Origin of the sequence: Bacteroides pyogenes DSM 20611 = JCM 6294, assembly GCF_000428105.1 — a bacterium.
GTDB lineage: Bacteria > Bacteroidota > Bacteroidia > Bacteroidales > Bacteroidaceae > Bacteroides > Bacteroides pyogenes.
Genome location: NZ_ATZH01000024.1, coordinates 1 through 16,399 on the forward strand (window position 1 = coordinate 1; position 16,399 = coordinate 16,399).

The window sequence follows — 16,399 nt, forward strand, 5'->3', positions numbered from 1 at the left end:
ACGGGACAGGAATAAATGTGCCGCTTTGTCCCAGTTCTATAAAATCGCCTTTGGAAGTATTGACGCAGGACTGTTCTTCTGCATAACGGGACTTGCTGTCATAAAATCTCCAGACAGGGATATTGAGTTCCGCCAGCCTTGATTTATAAGTTACTTTGTGTTCCTTGCAGTACATAATAATTTCTGCAACTTCTTCTCGTGTCATCATAAGTTTTATTTTTGGGCACAAAGATACTGGTCGAAGAGATTGCAGAAAATACGTGGTTTACCGGAGGCTTACGTTTGTAAAACAGTCATAGTGGCATTTTGGCTTTTTGTCGTTTTCAAAATAACCTTTCCGTAGGCTGTATGATTCGATTGTTAAACTGATAATCTTCTGAAAATCAAATAAAAGAGCTGCCTAAACATCTTTACGAACGAGGAATATTACCCCATTTTCGGCCAAAAAACAGCGTAATGTGGCTTTATCGACACATTGCTTCTGCCAGGCTTCAAAAGCCGGGTGGGAGAGAGCCAAAGGAAACTTTTCCTACGTCTTTATTTTTAAGAAAAGATATGACGTAAATCCGCCCGGTCGCATATCGCGCCTATAAACAATGAAGGATTCTTTTCCGGAAGCAACGAAGCGTTTCGTCACGATTGGCGAGACGCCATGTGCGGTATTAAATATTTTTTCCGGATAATCATAAACCACCCCAACAGAATCAATCCTTTGGCAATGGTGGTGACACAGACCGCCCACCAGATTCCTTCCACACCCATTCCCATGTTTACGAACAGAATAGCGAGCGGAATCCGCATATAATTGCATCCGATGCTGACAATAGCCGGAGGAACGGTACGCCCGAGACCGTAAAACACTCCCTGCATTGTAATCTCGAGCATCATGAACAATTGCGAATAACCGTCTATGCGGAGAAAAACTCCGCCCGCTTCGTAAGCGGCTCGCTCCGGCACGAAGATTGAGAAGACTTCGCTGCCGTAGCATACGAACAAGAATGTACAGAATGTGCCGAGAATACCCGTCATCCACAGGGTTGTCTGCCAGGCTTTAAGCACGCGGTCTGTTCTTCCCCCGGCGTAGTTTTGAGCAATGAAGGCACTGAGGGCGGTGGAAAAGCCTTGAGAAGTATTCCACGTAATCGCTTCAATCTGTCCTCCGGTAGTGAACGTCATCAGCCCTATATGCCCGCCTTGCTCGGACGCCGTGCGGCAAAGAAACATATTCACGAAAGCAAAAAGAGTATTTAATGCGGCAACGGGGAAACCCAATTTGAAAATACGATGAGCGTATTTCTTTTTGAGAGCGGTAAAAAAGGGGAATCGTCCCAATAGCACATCCCTGACGCGAAGCTGATAGATGAAGATCAACAACACAGTAGCTTCCGAAATCCATGTGGCATAAGCGGCTCCGTTTGTTCCCAGCTTGAGCCCGAAAATCAGCAAAGGGTCGAGAAGCATATTCAATACCAGTCCCGCGCTGCTGATATAAAAAGGAACTTTGCTTCGTCCCGCCGCATTGTAAATACCGGTGAAAGCTGCGGAAAGAAAGACAAAGGGCAATCCTGTGGAGATAATCCGCAGATACTTCACAGCGGCGGCGCTGATAGGAGCTTCCAGCTCGTAAATGCTGATGATGGGGCGGGCGAATATGAACAGCAGGCTGCCCAAACAAAGGGAAATAATTAATGCAAGCGTAATATTATGAGAAGCGAATTGCCGGGCGTCGTCCTGATTCTGCGCCCCGATAGATTGCCCCACACTTACTTCCGAACCGACTTTATTTAAAAGTGAAATCGACCCCGACATCCATGCCAGAAGACTGACGGAACCGATGGCGGCTACAGCCTCGCTGCCTATTCTTCCTACCCAAGCCATGTCCGTAAGGCTATACGCCATTTGAATGAACGATGTAGCCATGATGGGCATGGCCAGATTAAAGAGTTGTCGATTGATAGGACCGTGCGTCAGATTCTTGATTCCTTGCATACAAATAATTTCTATTGTGAAAAAGTTTGCAAAGATACATAAAAATCCGGTTTTTACTATTACTTATTCCGTTATTCCGGCAAGCAGGAATAGAGCGGATCACACTTTATGTCTTATTTTGACTTCCGGTATTCCAACGGTGTCATTCCGGTCATCCGCTTAAAGAATTTGCAGAAAAAGGAAGGGTTTGGGAAATTCAGTTCATCCGAAACCTGATAAATCACATAGTTGCTGTGTTTCAGCAATACTTTGGCCTTGAGCGTGACGGAACGGTTTATCCACTCCATCACTGTCTGCCCGCTGGTCTGCCGGATAACGGTGTTCAGATAGCGCGGAGTCAGGCATAGCTTGTCTGCATAAAAAGCAACGTTGCGCTCCGTACGGCTATGGGCATTAGCCAAAGAGATGAAGCGCCGGAATATTTCTTCCCGCCGTGTCATGCAATTGCTGCCCGATTGATTTTGAGGACGGGCAATGTGTTCGATATGATGCAACAATCCTTCCAAGAGATGTTGAACAACCTCTTTGTGAAACTCTTTATTCCGGACAATATTCCATATTAATGTAAAGAAGTCTTGGATAAGTATCCATTCTTCGGCTGTCAATAACAACAAAGATTGGGGATACTGCTGAAAAAATAATTCAGAAAAGTTTTCTCCATCTGTTCTGAGAAGGAAATCACCGTTAAAGGCAATCATCTGCGCTTTGAAGTCCGGTGAGACTTTAATTAATTGGGCGATAGAGTCTGGCGGCACGAGAAACAAATGATTGGATTGAGGCTGATGTTCCAACAGATTGAGAGAAACATGAGCCGAGCCTTGTCGCACCAGAATAATACGCGCTCCTATAATGCGATAGAGTTGTCCGTCAGTGAGAAAGGTTTTCGTCTGGTTAAGGTTTTTGATAAAACCGAAATCAGAGTTGATGAAATGTGTTTGACCATGCTGGGGCATTTGCATCTCTTCAAATAAACGAAGACTTAAATCCAAAGGTTCTTTTTGTTTCATGCTTCCTGTTCTTTCCTGCAAAGATAATAAAATAGCAGCTATTTAAGGGATTATATCTTTTTCTCGAACTAATAGAGCATTTCTGCCAACTATCGGAATATGGTTGTGCATCGGGAACACTTACCTTTGCATTGTAAAAAACTAATTGAAGATATATGAAAGAAATCATGTTCAGTTTTTTTCTTTGGCTACCCGTTGCCGGAACGTATGCCCAAACAACTTTGGACGAATGCAGGCGCAAAGCGCAGGAACACTATCCGTTGGTACGCCGGTACAGTTTGATAGAAAGGGCAAAAGCATACAATATAGAGAATGCGTCGAAGGGGTATTTGCCCCAATTCGCTTTTTCGGCCAAGGCAACTTATCAAAGTGACGTTACGGAACTGCCGCTGAAGATTCCGAATATCGACATGAAAGGAATTCCGAAAGACCAGTACCTCGTGATGCTGGAGTTGCAACAGAATGTTTGGGACAGCGGGAAAATACGGATACAGAAGAAGCAGGCGGCAGCAGAGGCCGAGATAGAACGGCAAAATGTAAATGTGGAAATGTATGCTTTGAATAGCCGGATAAACCGCCTTTTCTTCGGCATTTTGTTGTTGGACGAACAGTTGAAACAGAACATCTTATTGCAAGAAGAGTTGAAAAGGAACGAACAGCAGATAACAGCCTATCGAAAATACGGTATTGCCAACCGGTCCGATCTGGATGCCGTGAGCGTGGAACTGCTGAACACACGCCAAAAACAAATGGAGCTTTCGACTTTGCGTGCGGCTTATTTGAAAATGTTGTCGCTGTTCGTAGGAGAGGAGCTATTGCCCGAAACGGTTTTAGAGAAGCCGGTACTTGTAAAACCTTTTTCGGACACGGAAGAAATTTACCGGCCGGAACTTTTGTGGTTCGATGCTCAGAAAAACGGAATCCATGTACAGGAAAAAGCGTTGAACATAAGACATCTTCCGCATTTAAGCCTTTTTGCGCAAGGCGCTTACGGAAACCCCGGACTGAACATGCTGAAAAACAAATTTTCTCCATTTTACGTGGCAGGGCTCCGATTCGTCTGGAATTTCGGAAGCCTGTATACGTTGAAAAACGACCGCAAACTGATATCGGACAGATATCGGCAGATAGACAACAGCCGGGATGTTTTTCTTTTCAACACCCGCTTGCAAATGGTACAACAGCGGCAGGCAATCCGTTCGCTGGAACAACAAATGCAAGATGATGATGAGATCATCCGCCTGCGCGGTAATATCCGGCGGTCGGCTGAAGCCAAAGTAGCTAACGGTACACTCACGGTAACGGAGTTATTACGCGAGTTGACTGCCGAAAGCCTTGCCCGGCAAACGAAAGCATTGCACGAAATCCAATGGCTTATGGCTATTTATGAATTAAAACATACGACCAACCATTAATATTTTCGGATTATGAAACAAACCTTAAAAGCCGGAATCCGGGGAACGGCATTTTTAATGTTCTTTGCTTGCGGCAATAAAACACCGGATTATGACGCCACCGGAACATTCGAGGCTACGGAAATAGTTGTTTCCGCCGAAGTTACCGGTCGATTGCTCCGCTTGGATGTGGAAGAAGGAGCCCGGCTGCAAGCGGGTGAAGAGGTCGGCTTGATAGACACAGTGCAAATCTATCTTAAGAAGCTGCAACTCGAAGCGGGAATGAAATCGGTGGAAAATCAACTCCCCGACTTGCCTAAACAGATTGCCGCCATCAAGCAGCAAATTTCTACCGCCCGCCACGAGAAAGAGCGAGTGGAGAATCTGTTGGCGGCAGGTGCTGCCACTCATAAGCAGTTGGATGACCGGAATGCCCAAGTCGAATTGCTCGAAAAGCAGCTTGCTGCACATGAGTCTACGCTGAGAAAGAATGTGAACAGCCTGACGGAACAAGGAAATTCTGCGGCTATTCAGGTAGCGCAGGCGGCAGATTTACTTGAAAAATGCCACATCCGCGTACCTGTGGGAGGAACAGTTTTGACAAAGTATGCGGAAGCCGGAGAATTGGCTGCCACCGGAAGACCACTGTTTAAAATAGCAGAAATAGATCATATGTATCTGCGGGCCTATATCACTTCGGAACAATTGTCGCAAGTAGCGTTGAATGACAGTGTGAACGTGTATGCCGATTATGGTGGCTCGCGTCAAAAAGCTTATCCCGGCACAGTTACGTGGATTTCCGACAGAGCGGAGTTTACTCCCAAAACCATCTTGACAAAAAATGAACGTGCCAACCTTGTATATGCCGTAAAAATAGCGGTAAAAAACGACGGAGAGTTAAAAATTGGAATGTATGGGGGAGTAGTGTTCCGGTGAACGGGAATAAGACAAAGAGTCAAACGCAGAGTTTTGATGGTATGGATAAAAAAGAAACAATAGTAGTTGTCAGGGATGTCTGCAAGAGATACGGAGAGTTAGAAGCGTTGAAAAATGTTTCGTTCTCGGTGAAACGCGGAGAAATATTCGGACTAATCGGTCCGGACGGAGCCGGTAAGAGCACCTTGTTCCGCATTCTCACCACATTGTTGCTTGCAGATTGCGGAGTAGTGGAAGTAGATGGATGCGACACAGTAAAAGACTATAAAAAAATCCGTACACGAATAGGATATATGCCCGGACGTTTTTCGCTCTATCAAGACTTGACGGTGGAGGAGAATATTGAATTCTTCGCAACCCTCTTCCACACTTCGGTTCAGGAGAATTATCAACTGATTAAAAACATTTATGAGCAGATAGAACCTTTTAAAAAAAGAAGGGCAGGAGCCTTGTCGGGCGGAATGAAACAGAAGTTGGCGTTAAGCTGCGTGCTGATTCATAAACCGAAAATTCTCTTTCTGGATGAACCGACTACGGGAATCGATCCGGTATCTCGCAAAGAGTTTTGGCAAACGCTTCATTATCTCCGTGAAACGGGCATTACCATCATCGTGTCTACTCCCATTATGAACGAGGCCCGGCAATGCGACCGGATAGCTTTTATCAATCATGGAGAAATTGAAGGCATCGATACGCCCGAACATGTGCTCCGGCAGTTTTCCGCTATCCTTTGTCCGCCACCGTTAGATCGAACAGATATTAAGTGTAATACCGCTCCTGCAATTGAAGTGGAGCGACTGACGAAACGTTTTGGCGAGTTTACGGCCGTAAACCATATTTCTTTCCAGGTAAACAAAGGCGAGATTTTTGGTTTCTTGGGAGCAAATGGTGCAGGAAAGACAACTGCCATGCGCATGCTTTGCGGCTTAAGTCGTCCGACTTCAGGTGTCGGTAAAGTTGCCGGTTTTGATATTTACCGGCAAACGGAAGAAGTGAAAAAACATATCGGCTATATGAGCCAGAAGTTTTCGTTGTATGAAGACTTGAAAGTATGGGAGAATATTCGTCTTTTCGGTGGAATATACGGAATGAGCGATATGGAAATAAAACGGAAAACCGATGAGATGTTGGAATATCTGGGCTTTCGGGCAGAACGGAATGTTGTTGTGAAAAGTCTGCCGTTGGGCTGGAAGCAAAAGCTGGCTTTCTCGGTATCGATATTCCACGAACCAAAAATCGTTTTCCTAGACGAGCCTACAGGAGGTGTAGACCCTGCTACCCGACGTCAGTTTTGGGAGCTGATTTATCAGGCTGCCGATCGGGGAATCACAGTATTCGTTACTACGCATTATATGGATGAAGCCGAATATTGCGACCGGATATCTATTATGGTCGATGGGGAAATCAAAGCACTCGATACGCCTGCCAATCTGAAGAAGCAGTTCGGCGCAGATACAATGGATGATGTTTTTCAACAACTGGCCCGTCATGCGGTACGAAAAGCAGATTGAATTATGAAGCAGTTTATGGCTTTTGTGAAAAAAGAGTTTCATCACATATTTCGCGATCGGCGAACTATGCTGATATTGCTGGGGATGCCGATCGTACAAATCATATTGTTCGGTTTTGCTATCCGTACGGAGGTGAAAAACGTGCGAATGGCAGTGCTTGATCCTTCGAACGATGTCGCGACTCAAAAGATTATAGAACGGCTGAAGGCTTCGGAGTATTTTAACATAACGGAGAAAATGCATTCTCCGCAGGAAATGGAAACTGCTTTTCTGACCGGGTGTATAGATATGGCTGTGGTCTTTGGACCGAATTTTGCCGAAGGCTTATATACAGGAGATGCGAGATTGCAGTTTGTAACAGATGCGACCGACCCAAATATGTCGACAGCCCAAACAAACTATGCGGCAGGTGTTGTGGCAGCAGTGCAACAAGAAATACTACCTCCGGATTTGACGATGCCACGATTGACTCCGAATATCAAATTGCTGTACAATCCTCAAATGAAAAGTGCCTACAATTTTGTTCCGGGTGTAATGGGATTGATTCTGATGCTGATTTGTGCAATGATGACCTCCATTTCTATCGTACGCGAAAAAGAAACGGGTACTATGGAAGTCTTATTGGTTTCTCCCATCCGTCCGTTGTTTATTATCATAGCGAAAGCCATACCTTATTTTACATTGTCATTTATCAATCTGCTGACGATATTGTTGCTTTCTGTGTTTGTGTTGGAAGTGCCGGTAGCCGGCAGTTTATTGGCGCTCGTCATGATATCCTTGCTCTTTATTTTCGTCTCTTTGTCACTGGGATTGCTCATTTCATCGGTTACACGCACTCAAGTGGCGGCAATGCTCGCTTCAGGACTGGTATTGATGATGCCCACAATGGTTTTGTCCGGAATGATTTTTCCAATAGAAAGCATGCCTTGTGTGCTCCAGGTCATTGCGAACATACTTCCTGCACGTTGGTATATCGAAGCCATACGGAAGTTGATGATTCAAGGGGTATCGGTGATGGAAATATATAGGGAAATCGTAGTCTTACTGGTGATGGCAGGTATATTGATTACTATAAGTATAAGGAATTTCAAGTATCGCTTGGAATGATGAAGTGTATCTATATTCGAAGAGAGATAAGCTATGATTAAGTTTCTTATAGAAAAAGAGTTCAAGCAGCTGTTTCGCAACACGTTTCTGCCGAGGCTGATTCTGCTTTTTCCTTGCATGAGTATGTTGTTGATGCCGTGGGCTGTAACTTTGGAAATAAAAAATATCCGGCTGAACATCGTAGATCATGATTGCTCCGCCTTTTCGCGGCAGTTAACGGACAAGATTGCGGCTTCTGCTTATTTCCGCTTGACAGAACTGCCTTCTTCATATACAAAAGGTTTGCAGCATATTGAAGCGGGAGCGGCGGATATAGTCATGGAGATACCCCGAAATTTAGAACGAGACTGGATGAACGGTAAAGAAACCTCTATTCTGATAGCAGCCAATGCAGTGAATGGGATGAAAGGAGGAATCGGCAGCTCTTATCTGGCCTCTATCATCCATGAATATGCCTCGGGAAAAGGATTGAACCATCCGGAAAGCTATATGGATTTCGCCTCTTTTCCTTCGATACGGGTAGATACACAATCATTGTTTAATCCGCATTTGAATTACAAACTCTATATGGTTCCGGCATTGATGGTTATGCTGCTGAGTTTGATCTGCGGTTTTCTGCCGGCATTGAATGTCGTCAATGAAAAAGAGATTGGAACAATTGAGCAGATCAATGTTACGCCCGTGTCGAAGTTCACTTTTATCCTGGCCAAGCTGTTGCCTTATTGGCTGGTAGGTTTTGTTGTGCTTACCATCAGTTTCGGACTGGCATGGCTGTTCTATGGAATTGTTCCTGTGGGTAACTTTATAACTATTTACTTCTTTTCCCTTATTTTCGTATTCGCGATGTCCGGATTCGGACTTATCATCTCTAATTATTCGAACACATTGCAGCAATCCATGTTTGTTATGTGGTTCTTCCTTTTGATTCTGGTATTGATGAGCGGATTGTTTACCCCTGTAAGCAGTATGCCTGAATGGGCACAAATGATAACGGTATTCAATCCTCTGAAATACTTTATGGAAGTGATGCGGATGGTGTATTTACGTGGAAGCGGAATATCCGAATTAATACCTCAATTGATTATATTACTATTCTTCGCAGCAGGATTTAATATATGGGCGATCATGAGCTACCGGAAGAACGGATAAATATTTTGGGACAATTCGATATCCCAATATAAACGGGACGTATCATTGTCGGCATGTAAATTTTTTAATAAAGCACATGAGTTCATAGCTAAAGAAAGAGGGACAAAGATGCATTTTTAAAATGCTCCTTGTCCCTCTACTTCTTATTGGTTACGCTTTTATTTTACTTCGATTCGCTTTTCTGCTTTCTTCACAGCTTCTTCCGAGAGTTTCGGCAATTGGATGTTCAACACTCCATTTTCTACAACGGCAGAAATATTCTCCTTATCTACATTATCGGGCAGAATCATAGTCTGTTGGAACTTTGAATATGAGAACTCGCGACGCAAATAGCGACCGTCTTTCTCCTCTTCCTTGTTTTCCACCTTTTTTTCCATAGTAATGACGAGGTTGCTCTCCTCATCAATGCAAACATTGAAGTCTTCTTTCGTCATGCCGGGAGCAGCCAATTCGACCTTATACTCTTTTTCTGTTTCGAATACATTGATAGCGGGCGCGGTTGCATTGGCTCTCACCATCCAATCGTTATCAAAGAAATCATTAAAGATACTTGGTAACCAACCTTGATTTTTTCTTACAGGCATCATAATTTACTCTCCTATCTTTTAGTTAAACATTCTTTCCATTAAAAGAGATGCAAAATATGTGCCGGCAGTGTTTTATCGTAACAGATTGACTATTTGTCATCTTCGTATGAAAAAGATTGCTCGAAACATGACAAAATGTACGTTTTCGTTCGTTTTAGACAAGAAAGACGTTTGTTTATCTATTTATTGCCAATAAGTTTAAATCTTATCCGAAGTGTCTTCTCGTCTTCATTATAGTCATAACTGATAATTTTGAAAGTTCCAATCTCGGAGGTGTTTTCCACGTGCAACCCAATGCAAGCGCAGGCGTCATAATTTCCAATCCGCACGATGCGCAGCATCCGGCAGGCATCGGCAGGCAATTTGCTTAAATCGACCAACTCTTTGGCTTCATCATATGTCACAAACTCCGTATTAACCGGTAAGTTTCTCTTGATTGCTTCATTCACGCTGTCCTCGATGTTCTGTATCTGTTCGGGAGTAGGGCAGGAAGGAAGCAGGTAATCGCATTTGCTTTTCTTTCTTTCGATATGGGCGTTCCGTGAACGCGGACATCCGAAAGTCCGTACCATAGTTGCATTCAACAGATGTTCTGCCGTATGCATGGGAGGATACTCTTGTTTATTATGACCGTTTAGAATTGTTTTTTGCTCCATATGATTTTATCTTAGTATATGCCACATGTAGTATGGGCATAAAAAAAGGAGTACCGCTGTACTCCAACCTTTGTTAACCTTAAATCTAATACTATGAAAAACACATTACAAATGTAGGCACTTTTCCGAAAACCGCAAACTATACAAGCAAAATAATGTGTTTTATAACATATATTAAGAGGGATGAGGTGTTGTTCTATGTTTATTAATAATTTATCCCCATTTTTCTTTCATCAGATCTTCCAGTTTCAACAATTCGTCGCGATATTGCGCCGCTTCGATGAACTCCAATTTCTTAGCCGCTTCCTGCATCAGCTTGCGGGTACGCTCAATACTTTTTTCCATTTGCGCCTTATTCATGTATTGTACGATCGGATCGGCAGCGATATTCGGTGCGGCGGGTTCGACATAAGCACGTTTCTCTTTGGGAAGCTCGCCGGATTCCGCATCCGTATGTGCGAATACAGCCAGATTACGTGCCTTTTTAATTTGTTGCGGAGTAATACCGTTGGCTTCGTTGTACGCCAATTGTTTCTCGCGCCGGCGGTTGGTCTCGTCGATGGTCAGCTGCATACTCTCGGTTATCTTATCGGCATACATGATGACTTTCCCGTTTACATTACGCGCGGCACGTCCGGCAGTTTGCGTCAACGATCGGTGCGATCGGAGGAAGCCTTCTTTGTCGGCGTCTAAAATGGCGACAAGAGAAACTTCGGGCAAGTCGAGCCCTTCACGCAGCAGATTCACACCGATCAATACATCGTAAATTCCCTGACGAAGACTATCCATGATCTTCACGCGCTCCAGTGTGTCCACATCACTATGGATATAGTTGCATCGCACGCCGTGATTCAAAAGATATTCGGTGAGTTCTTCGGCCATGCGTTTGGTCAGTGTGGTGACGAGTACCCGTTCTTCTTTTTCGATCCGGAGTTGAATTTCCTCCATCAAATCGTCTATTTGATTCATACTCGGACGTACATCTATGACAGGGTCGAGCAATCCGGTCGGACGGATAACCTGTTCAACAATAATTCCTTCCGATTGTGCCAATTCATATTCCGCCGGCGTGGCGCTGACGTAAATCACTTGTTTGGCCATTGCCTCGAACTCTTCGAACTTCAGCGGACGATTGTCCATCGCCGCAGGCAATCGAAACCCATACTCCACAAGATTCGTTTTGCGGGCGCGGTCTCCTCCGTACATGGCGCGTATCTGCGGAACACTCACATGGCTCTCGTCGATAACGATCAGAAAGTCGTCAGGAAAAAAATCGAGCAGGCAATACGGACGGGTTCCCGCTTCGCGCCCGTCGAAATAGCGCGAATAATTTTCAATGCCCGAGCAATGTCCCAACTCCCGAATCATTTCCATATCGTACGTGACACGTTCGTACAGCCGTTTCGCTTCATATTCCTTGCCGATGGACCTGAAATAGGCTACCTGTTTGGTCAAATCATCTTCAATCTGACGAATGGCGCGAAGGGTCGCTTCTTTCGTTGTCATGAAAAGATTGGCGGGATATATTTTATATGCCTGAAAAGGAGCGACGGTAACACCGCTTACGGGATCTACCTCCTCGATGCCGTCAATCTCGTCACCCCAAAAAGTCACCCGAAGCAAATGGTCGGAATATGCCAGATAGATATCCACCGTATCTCCTTTCACACGGAAATTTCCCCGATTCAGGTCTATATCGTTTCGTGTATACAAGCTATCTACTAACCGACGCAGAAAAACATTCCGGTCGAGCATACGCCCGCATTCGATTTCAATGACATTATTATAGAAGTCGGCAGGGTTTCCCATACCGTAGATACAGGAAACCGAAGAAACGACCACCACATCCTTTCGCCCGGAAAGCAGGGCCGAAGTAGCGGCGAGCCGCAATTTGTCAATCTCGTCGTTGATGGCAAGATCTTTCTCTATATATGTATCGGTACTCGGCAAGTACGCTTCCGGCTGATAGTAATCATAGTACGAAACATAGTATTCTACCGCATTATTCGGAAAGAAACCTTTAAATTCACTGTACAGTTGCGCTGCCAATGTCTTATTGTGGCTTAAAATCAACGTCGGCTTATTAATATTGGCAACAACGTTGGCAATGGTAAATGTCTTTCCGGAACCGGTAACGCCCAACAATGTCTGTCCGGGAATACCTTGACGTATTCCTTCCGTCAGTTGGGCTATCGCTTCGGGCTGATCACCGGTAGGTTCATAGGCTGATGTCAATTCAAAATTCATAGTCAATCGTTGAAAAGAAGGACAATATTCGGTAAAATAATCGATATAACAAATCATTTATCCAAATAAATCCTTTACTTTGCAAGATATTCATGTCAGAAAATAATTTTGTACCACTAATAAAATACACCGGAAAACATGATTTGGAATGAAGCGATTGAATGCATGGATCGTGAAAGTCTTCGTAAAATTCAGGACATACGTCTCAGGAAGATTGTAGAATATGTATATCACAACACTCCTTTTTATCGGAGAAAGATGCACGAAATGGGATTGACCCCGGATGACATACAATCGATTGACGACATCACAAAACTTCCCTTTACTACAAAACATGATTTGAGAGAGAATTATCCGTTTGGTCTTTGTGCCGTACCGATGAGTCAAATTGTTCGTATACACGCTTCTTCCGGTACGACGGGAAAGCCTACGGTAGTGGGGTATACCCGCAAGGACTTATCATCGTGGATGGAATGCCTTTCGCGAGCTTATACGGCTTATGGGGCCGATCGCTCGGATGTTTTTCAGATTTCTTACGGATACGGATTGTTTACAGGTGGGCTGGGCGCACACTCAGGCGCCGAAAATATCGGAGCCTCAGTGATTCCCATGTCCAGTGGCAACACGAAAAAGCAAATAACTTTGATGCATGATTTCGGTGCCACGGTACTTTGCTGTACGCCTTCGTATGCTCTTTATCTGGCAGACGCTATCAAAGAGTCGAAGTTGCCCCGCGACGACTTCAAACTGAAAATCGGAATTTTCGGCGCGGAACCGTGGACGGAGAACATGCGCCGTGAAATTGAAGATAAACTTGGAATCAAAGCATACGACTTATATGGACTTAGTGAAATAGCCGGTCCCGGAGTGGGATATGAATGCGAATGTCAGGAAGGCGCTCATTTGAACGAAGATTATTTTTTTCCTGAGATTATAGATCCGGACACTTTACAACCGGTTGGTCCCGGAGAAACAGGCGAACTGGTTTTTACTCATCTCAGCAAGGAAGGCATGCCGTTATTGCGCTACAGGACACGGGATTTAACTTCTCTGAATTATGAAAAATGTTCTTGTGGGCGGACTTTGGTACGCATGAACCGAATTTTAGCACGCAGCGACGATATGTTGATTGTTCGGGGAGTGAATGTTTTTCCCACCCAGTTCGAATCGGTAATTCTAGAGATGGAAGAGTTTGAACCGCACTATTTATTAATAGTAGACAGAGAAAACAATACGGATACAATGGAACTGCGTGTAGAGATACGTCCCGATTTTTATTCGGACGAAATCAATAAAATGCTTGCGCTGAAGAAGAAACTGAGCGATCGTTTGCAAAGCGTGTTAGGATTGGGAGTAAAGGTGAAATTTGTGGAACCTCGAAGCATCGAACGCAGTACCGGAAAAGCCCAACGGATAATAGATAATAGGAGACTTTAAATGTGAGAAATAAAATCTAAATAGTTTAAGATCATGGTAGCAAAACAACTTTCTATTTTCCTGGAAAATAAATCGGGAAGGCTGACGGAAGTAACCGAGGTGTTGGCAAAAGAAAACATCAATCTTTCCGCGCTGTGTATTGCCGAAAATGCCGATTTCGGCATTTTACGGGGAATAGTATCCGATCCGGATAAGGCATACAAAGCTTTAAAAGAGAACAATTTTGCGGTAAATATAACCGATGTGATTGGCATTAGTTGCCCGAATATTCCCGGTGCTTTGGCCAAAGTGTTGAAATATCTTTCAGCTGAAGGTGTTTTCATAGAATACATGTATTCGTTTGCGAGCAATCATGTAGCGAATGTAGTGATCCGCCCGAGTAATCTGGAGAAATGTATTGCCGTGCTGAAAGAGAAGAAAGTAGACCTGCTGGCGGCAAGCGATTTGTACAAATTATAGCTTGCTTTGTGATCTATGTTTTGCTTTATCGGTCCATTTCTTTCGTCGTTTAACGCCTTTTATGTATTAAAAAAGGTAGATTAATTGGTTAATTCCCGACGAATAAGTAACTTTGCGCATTATTTTTTAATAGAATGAAGAAGAATATCCTTATAGTTTTGCTTGCAGCAGCCGCTCTGACTTCCTGCGGAGAGTATAATAAATTGCTGAAAAGCACTGATTATGAATATAAGTACGAAGCTGCCAAAAATTATTTCGCGAAAGGACAGTACAATCGGTCGGCTACTCTGCTTAACGAATTGATTACTATTCTGAAAGGAACAGACAAAGCAGAAGAATCGCTGTATATGTTGGGAATGTGTTACTACAATCAAAAGGATTATCAAACTGCTGCTCAAACATTTATCACTTATTACACTACTTATCCGCGAGGTACTTATACCGAATTGGCTCGTTTCCATGCGGGGAAATCGCTATTCTTGGATACTCCCGAACCGCGGCTCGATCAAACAAGCACTTATCAGGCCATTCAGCAATTGCAGATGTTTATGGAATATTTTCCGGGAAGCAGCAAAAAGCTGGAAGCGCAAAATATGATTTTCGCCTTACAGGATAAATTGGTGTTGAAAGAACTTTATTCTGCGCGTTTATATTACAATTTGGGTAATTACATGGGTAATAACTATGAATCGTCTATCATTACTGCCCAAAATGCGTTGAAAGATTATCCTTACACCGATTATCGCGAAGAACTTTCTATTTTGATCCTCCGTGCCCGCTATGAAATGGCGGTCAATAGCGTAGAATCCAAGAAGCTTGATCGCTATCGCGAAACAATAGACGAATATTACGCTTTCAAAAATGAGTTTCCTGAAAGCAAATACCTGAAAGAGGCTGAAAAAATTTTCAGAGAATCGAAAAAAGTAACTAAAGACTAATTTTATTATAGATTTATGGATTACAAAAAAACAAATGCTCCCACAACGACGGTAACCCGTGATATGATGGATCTCTGTGCTGATACCGGGAATGTATATGAAAGTGTTGCCATTATAGGTAAACGGGCCAACCAAATCAGCGTCGAGATAAAAAGCGATTTGTCAAAGAAATTGGCAGAATTTGCTTCCTACTCGGATAATATGGAAGAAGTGTTTGAAAACAGAGAGCAAATCGAAATCTCCCGTTATTACGAAAAATTGCCGAAACCTACGTTGATTGCCACCCAGGAATATATTGAAGGGAAAATCTATTATAGAAATCCGGCGAAAGAGAAAGAAAAACTTCAATAACTTATTGTTTTTGACAAAAAATGGAAATAGTCAAGTAAGTAGGAGGAATGCTTATTCCGCTCCTTATTGCTTGGCTATTATTGTTTAACTTTACTTATTCATATATAAATTATGATTCAACGAATTCAAACAGTTTATCTATTAATCGTCACAGGAGCGCTAATTGCGGCGATGTGTCTGCCTATGGGATATTTTACAGATACGATGGGGGAGCATGCCTTTAAACCTCTGGGAGTAGATATGCATGATTCTTTTCAATCGACTTGGGGCTTATTCGGTATTTTGGCGCTTAGCGGTATCATAGCCTTGGGGACTATTTTTCTATATAAGAACCGTATGCTCCAAATTCGCATGACTATTTTCAACTCTTTGTTGTTGGTAGGTTATTATATTGCCTTTTTTGCTTTTTATACCGCATTAAAAGATAATGCCGGCATGTTTCGCATCGGATGGGCTCTCTGTCTCCCGCTTGTTTCGATTATTCTGAATATCTTGGCGATTCGTGCCATCGGGCGCGATGAAGTAATGGTGAAAGCCGCAGATCGCCTACGATAAATGCGTGTTCGTTTATCTATTGACAAAGGAGAGACTGTTCGAAAAGTAATCAGAAATAATTTTTCTTTTTGTCACA

The 16,399-nt window shown here is 43.5% G+C and carries 15 protein-coding genes and 1 pseudogene; 10 read left to right on the forward strand and 6 right to left on the reverse strand.

Going from position 1 to position 16,399, the window contains the following annotated elements; genetic code table 11:
* The 3 genes and pseudogenes from C234_RS17755 to C234_RS0106720 form a co-directional block, all read right to left on the reverse strand.
* Nucleotides 1-208, reverse strand: a pseudogene (locus tag C234_RS17755) (hypothetical protein); the annotation flags it as partial.
* Between the two features lie 425 nt (nt 209-633).
* Nucleotides 634-1,989 carry an MATE family efflux transporter gene (locus C234_RS0106715; protein ID WP_027325124.1) on the reverse strand — a complete coding sequence of 452 codons (1,356 nt, stop codon included), beginning with the start codon at nt 1,987-1,989 and terminating at the stop codon, nt 634-636.
* 113 nt (nt 1,990-2,102) lie between these two features.
* The gene (locus C234_RS0106720) at nt 2,103-2,996 is read right to left on the reverse strand and encodes a helix-turn-helix domain-containing protein (protein WP_027325125.1); all 894 of its coding nucleotides are present in this window, start codon (nt 2,994-2,996) and stop codon (nt 2,103-2,105) included.
* 155 nt (nt 2,997-3,151) lie between these two features.
* Here C234_RS0106720 and C234_RS0106725 point away from each other — a divergent pair, with 155 nt between their 5' ends.
* Genes C234_RS0106725 through C234_RS0106745 form a run of 5 tightly spaced genes read left to right on the forward strand, consistent with a single transcriptional unit; the run spans nt 3,152 to nt 9,093 of the window.
* Nucleotides 3,152-4,411 (forward strand): TolC family protein, encoded by a 1,260-nt coding sequence (locus tag C234_RS0106725; protein WP_027325126.1) that lies wholly within the window; start codon nt 3,152-3,154, stop codon nt 4,409-4,411.
* A gap of 12 nt (nt 4,412-4,423) precedes the next feature.
* Entirely contained in the window at nt 4,424-5,326 is a 903-nt protein-coding gene (locus tag C234_RS0106730; protein ID WP_027325127.1) for an HlyD family secretion protein, read from the forward strand.
* A gap of 41 nt (nt 5,327-5,367) precedes the next feature.
* Nucleotides 5,368-6,837: an ATP-binding cassette domain-containing protein gene (locus C234_RS0106735; protein WP_027325128.1), complete on the forward strand. Its 1,470-nt coding sequence runs from the start codon at nt 5,368-5,370 to the stop codon at nt 6,835-6,837.
* A 3-nt stretch (nt 6,838-6,840) separates the two neighbouring features.
* Nucleotides 6,841-7,944 carry an ABC transporter permease gene (locus C234_RS0106740; RefSeq protein WP_027325129.1) on the forward strand — a complete coding sequence of 368 codons (1,104 nt, stop codon included), beginning with the start codon at nt 6,841-6,843 and terminating at the stop codon, nt 7,942-7,944.
* A gap of 33 nt (nt 7,945-7,977) precedes the next feature.
* Nucleotides 7,978-9,093 carry an ABC transporter permease gene (locus C234_RS0106745; protein WP_027325130.1) on the forward strand — a complete coding sequence of 372 codons (1,116 nt, stop codon included), beginning with the start codon at nt 7,978-7,980 and terminating at the stop codon, nt 9,091-9,093.
* Nucleotides 9,094-9,251: 158 nt separating this feature from the next.
* Here the strand turns inward: C234_RS0106745 and C234_RS0106750 are convergent, their stop codons facing one another.
* From C234_RS0106750 to uvrB, 3 genes are all read right to left on the reverse strand, one after another.
* A complete protein-coding gene (locus tag C234_RS0106750) occupies nt 9,252-9,680 on the reverse strand; it encodes an Hsp20/alpha crystallin family protein (RefSeq protein ID WP_021644084.1) in 429 nt (142 codons plus the stop codon).
* 179 nt (nt 9,681-9,859) lie between these two features.
* The gene (locus tag C234_RS0106755; RefSeq protein WP_027325131.1) at nt 9,860-10,336 is read right to left on the reverse strand and encodes an alanyl-tRNA editing protein; all 477 of its coding nucleotides are present in this window, start codon (nt 10,334-10,336) and stop codon (nt 9,860-9,862) included.
* Between the two features lie 213 nt (nt 10,337-10,549).
* Nucleotides 10,550-12,583 carry an excinuclease ABC subunit UvrB gene (gene uvrB, locus C234_RS0106760; RefSeq protein WP_027325132.1) on the reverse strand — a complete coding sequence of 678 codons (2,034 nt, stop codon included), beginning with the start codon at nt 12,581-12,583 and terminating at the stop codon, nt 10,550-10,552.
* A 138-nt stretch (nt 12,584-12,721) separates the two neighbouring features.
* Here uvrB and C234_RS0106765 point away from each other — a divergent pair, with 138 nt between their 5' ends.
* The 5 genes from C234_RS0106765 (at nt 12,722) to C234_RS0106785 (ending at nt 16,323) form a co-directional block, all read left to right on the forward strand.
* Complete coding sequence (locus C234_RS0106765; RefSeq protein WP_027325133.1) at nt 12,722-14,020, forward strand: phenylacetate--CoA ligase family protein; 1,299 nt, start codon at nt 12,722-12,724, stop codon at nt 14,018-14,020.
* A 33-nt stretch (nt 14,021-14,053) separates the two neighbouring features.
* Nucleotides 14,054-14,479 (forward strand): ACT domain protein, encoded by a 426-nt coding sequence (locus tag C234_RS0106770; protein ID WP_021644080.1) that lies wholly within the window; start codon nt 14,054-14,056, stop codon nt 14,477-14,479.
* Between the two features lie 134 nt (nt 14,480-14,613).
* Nucleotides 14,614-15,417, forward strand: a complete 804-nt coding sequence (locus C234_RS0106775; protein WP_021644079.1) for an outer membrane protein assembly factor BamD — start codon at nt 14,614-14,616, stop codon at nt 15,415-15,417.
* Nucleotides 15,418-15,432: 15 nt separating this feature from the next.
* Nucleotides 15,433-15,768 carry a DNA-directed RNA polymerase subunit omega gene (locus C234_RS0106780; RefSeq protein ID WP_021644078.1) on the forward strand — a complete coding sequence of 112 codons (336 nt, stop codon included), beginning with the start codon at nt 15,433-15,435 and terminating at the stop codon, nt 15,766-15,768.
* Nucleotides 15,769-15,879: 111 nt separating this feature from the next.
* Nucleotides 15,880-16,323 carry a DUF4293 domain-containing protein gene (locus tag C234_RS0106785; protein ID WP_027325134.1) on the forward strand — a complete coding sequence of 148 codons (444 nt, stop codon included), beginning with the start codon at nt 15,880-15,882 and terminating at the stop codon, nt 16,321-16,323.
* Nucleotides 16,324-16,399 lie beyond the last annotated feature (76 nt).

Bases quoted from the DNA above. Each gene is read 5' to 3' on its own strand.
- C234_RS0106715 (WP_027325124.1), bottom strand. From the start codon at position 1,989: ATGCAAGGAATCAAGAATCTGACGCACGGTCCTATCAATCGACAACTC.
- C234_RS0106720 (WP_027325125.1), bottom strand. From the start codon at position 2,996: ATGAAACAAAAAGAACCTTTGGATTTAAGTCTTCGTTTATTTGAAGAG.
- C234_RS0106725 (WP_027325126.1), top strand. From the start codon at position 3,152: ATGAAAGAAATCATGTTCAGTTTTTTTCTTTGGCTACCCGTTGCCGGA.
- C234_RS0106730 (WP_027325127.1), top strand. From the start codon at position 4,424: ATGAAACAAACCTTAAAAGCCGGAATCCGGGGAACGGCATTTTTAATG.
- C234_RS0106735 (WP_027325128.1), top strand. From the start codon at position 5,368: ATGGATAAAAAAGAAACAATAGTAGTTGTCAGGGATGTCTGCAAGAGA.
- C234_RS0106740 (WP_027325129.1), top strand. From the start codon at position 6,841: ATGAAGCAGTTTATGGCTTTTGTGAAAAAAGAGTTTCATCACATATTT.
- C234_RS0106745 (WP_027325130.1), top strand. From the start codon at position 7,978: ATGATTAAGTTTCTTATAGAAAAAGAGTTCAAGCAGCTGTTTCGCAAC.
- C234_RS0106750 (WP_021644084.1), bottom strand. From the start codon at position 9,680: ATGATGCCTGTAAGAAAAAATCAAGGTTGGTTACCAAGTATCTTTAAT.
- C234_RS0106755 (WP_027325131.1), bottom strand. From the start codon at position 10,336: ATGGAGCAAAAAACAATTCTAAACGGTCATAATAAACAAGAGTATCCT.
- uvrB (WP_027325132.1), bottom strand. From the start codon at position 12,583: ATGAATTTTGAATTGACATCAGCCTATGAACCTACCGGTGATCAGCCC.
- C234_RS0106765 (WP_027325133.1), top strand. From the start codon at position 12,722: ATGATTTGGAATGAAGCGATTGAATGCATGGATCGTGAAAGTCTTCGT.
- C234_RS0106770 (WP_021644080.1), top strand. From the start codon at position 14,054: ATGGTAGCAAAACAACTTTCTATTTTCCTGGAAAATAAATCGGGAAGG.
- C234_RS0106775 (WP_021644079.1), top strand. From the start codon at position 14,614: ATGAAGAAGAATATCCTTATAGTTTTGCTTGCAGCAGCCGCTCTGACT.
- C234_RS0106780 (WP_021644078.1), top strand. From the start codon at position 15,433: ATGGATTACAAAAAAACAAATGCTCCCACAACGACGGTAACCCGTGAT.
- C234_RS0106785 (WP_027325134.1), top strand. From the start codon at position 15,880: ATGATTCAACGAATTCAAACAGTTTATCTATTAATCGTCACAGGAGCG.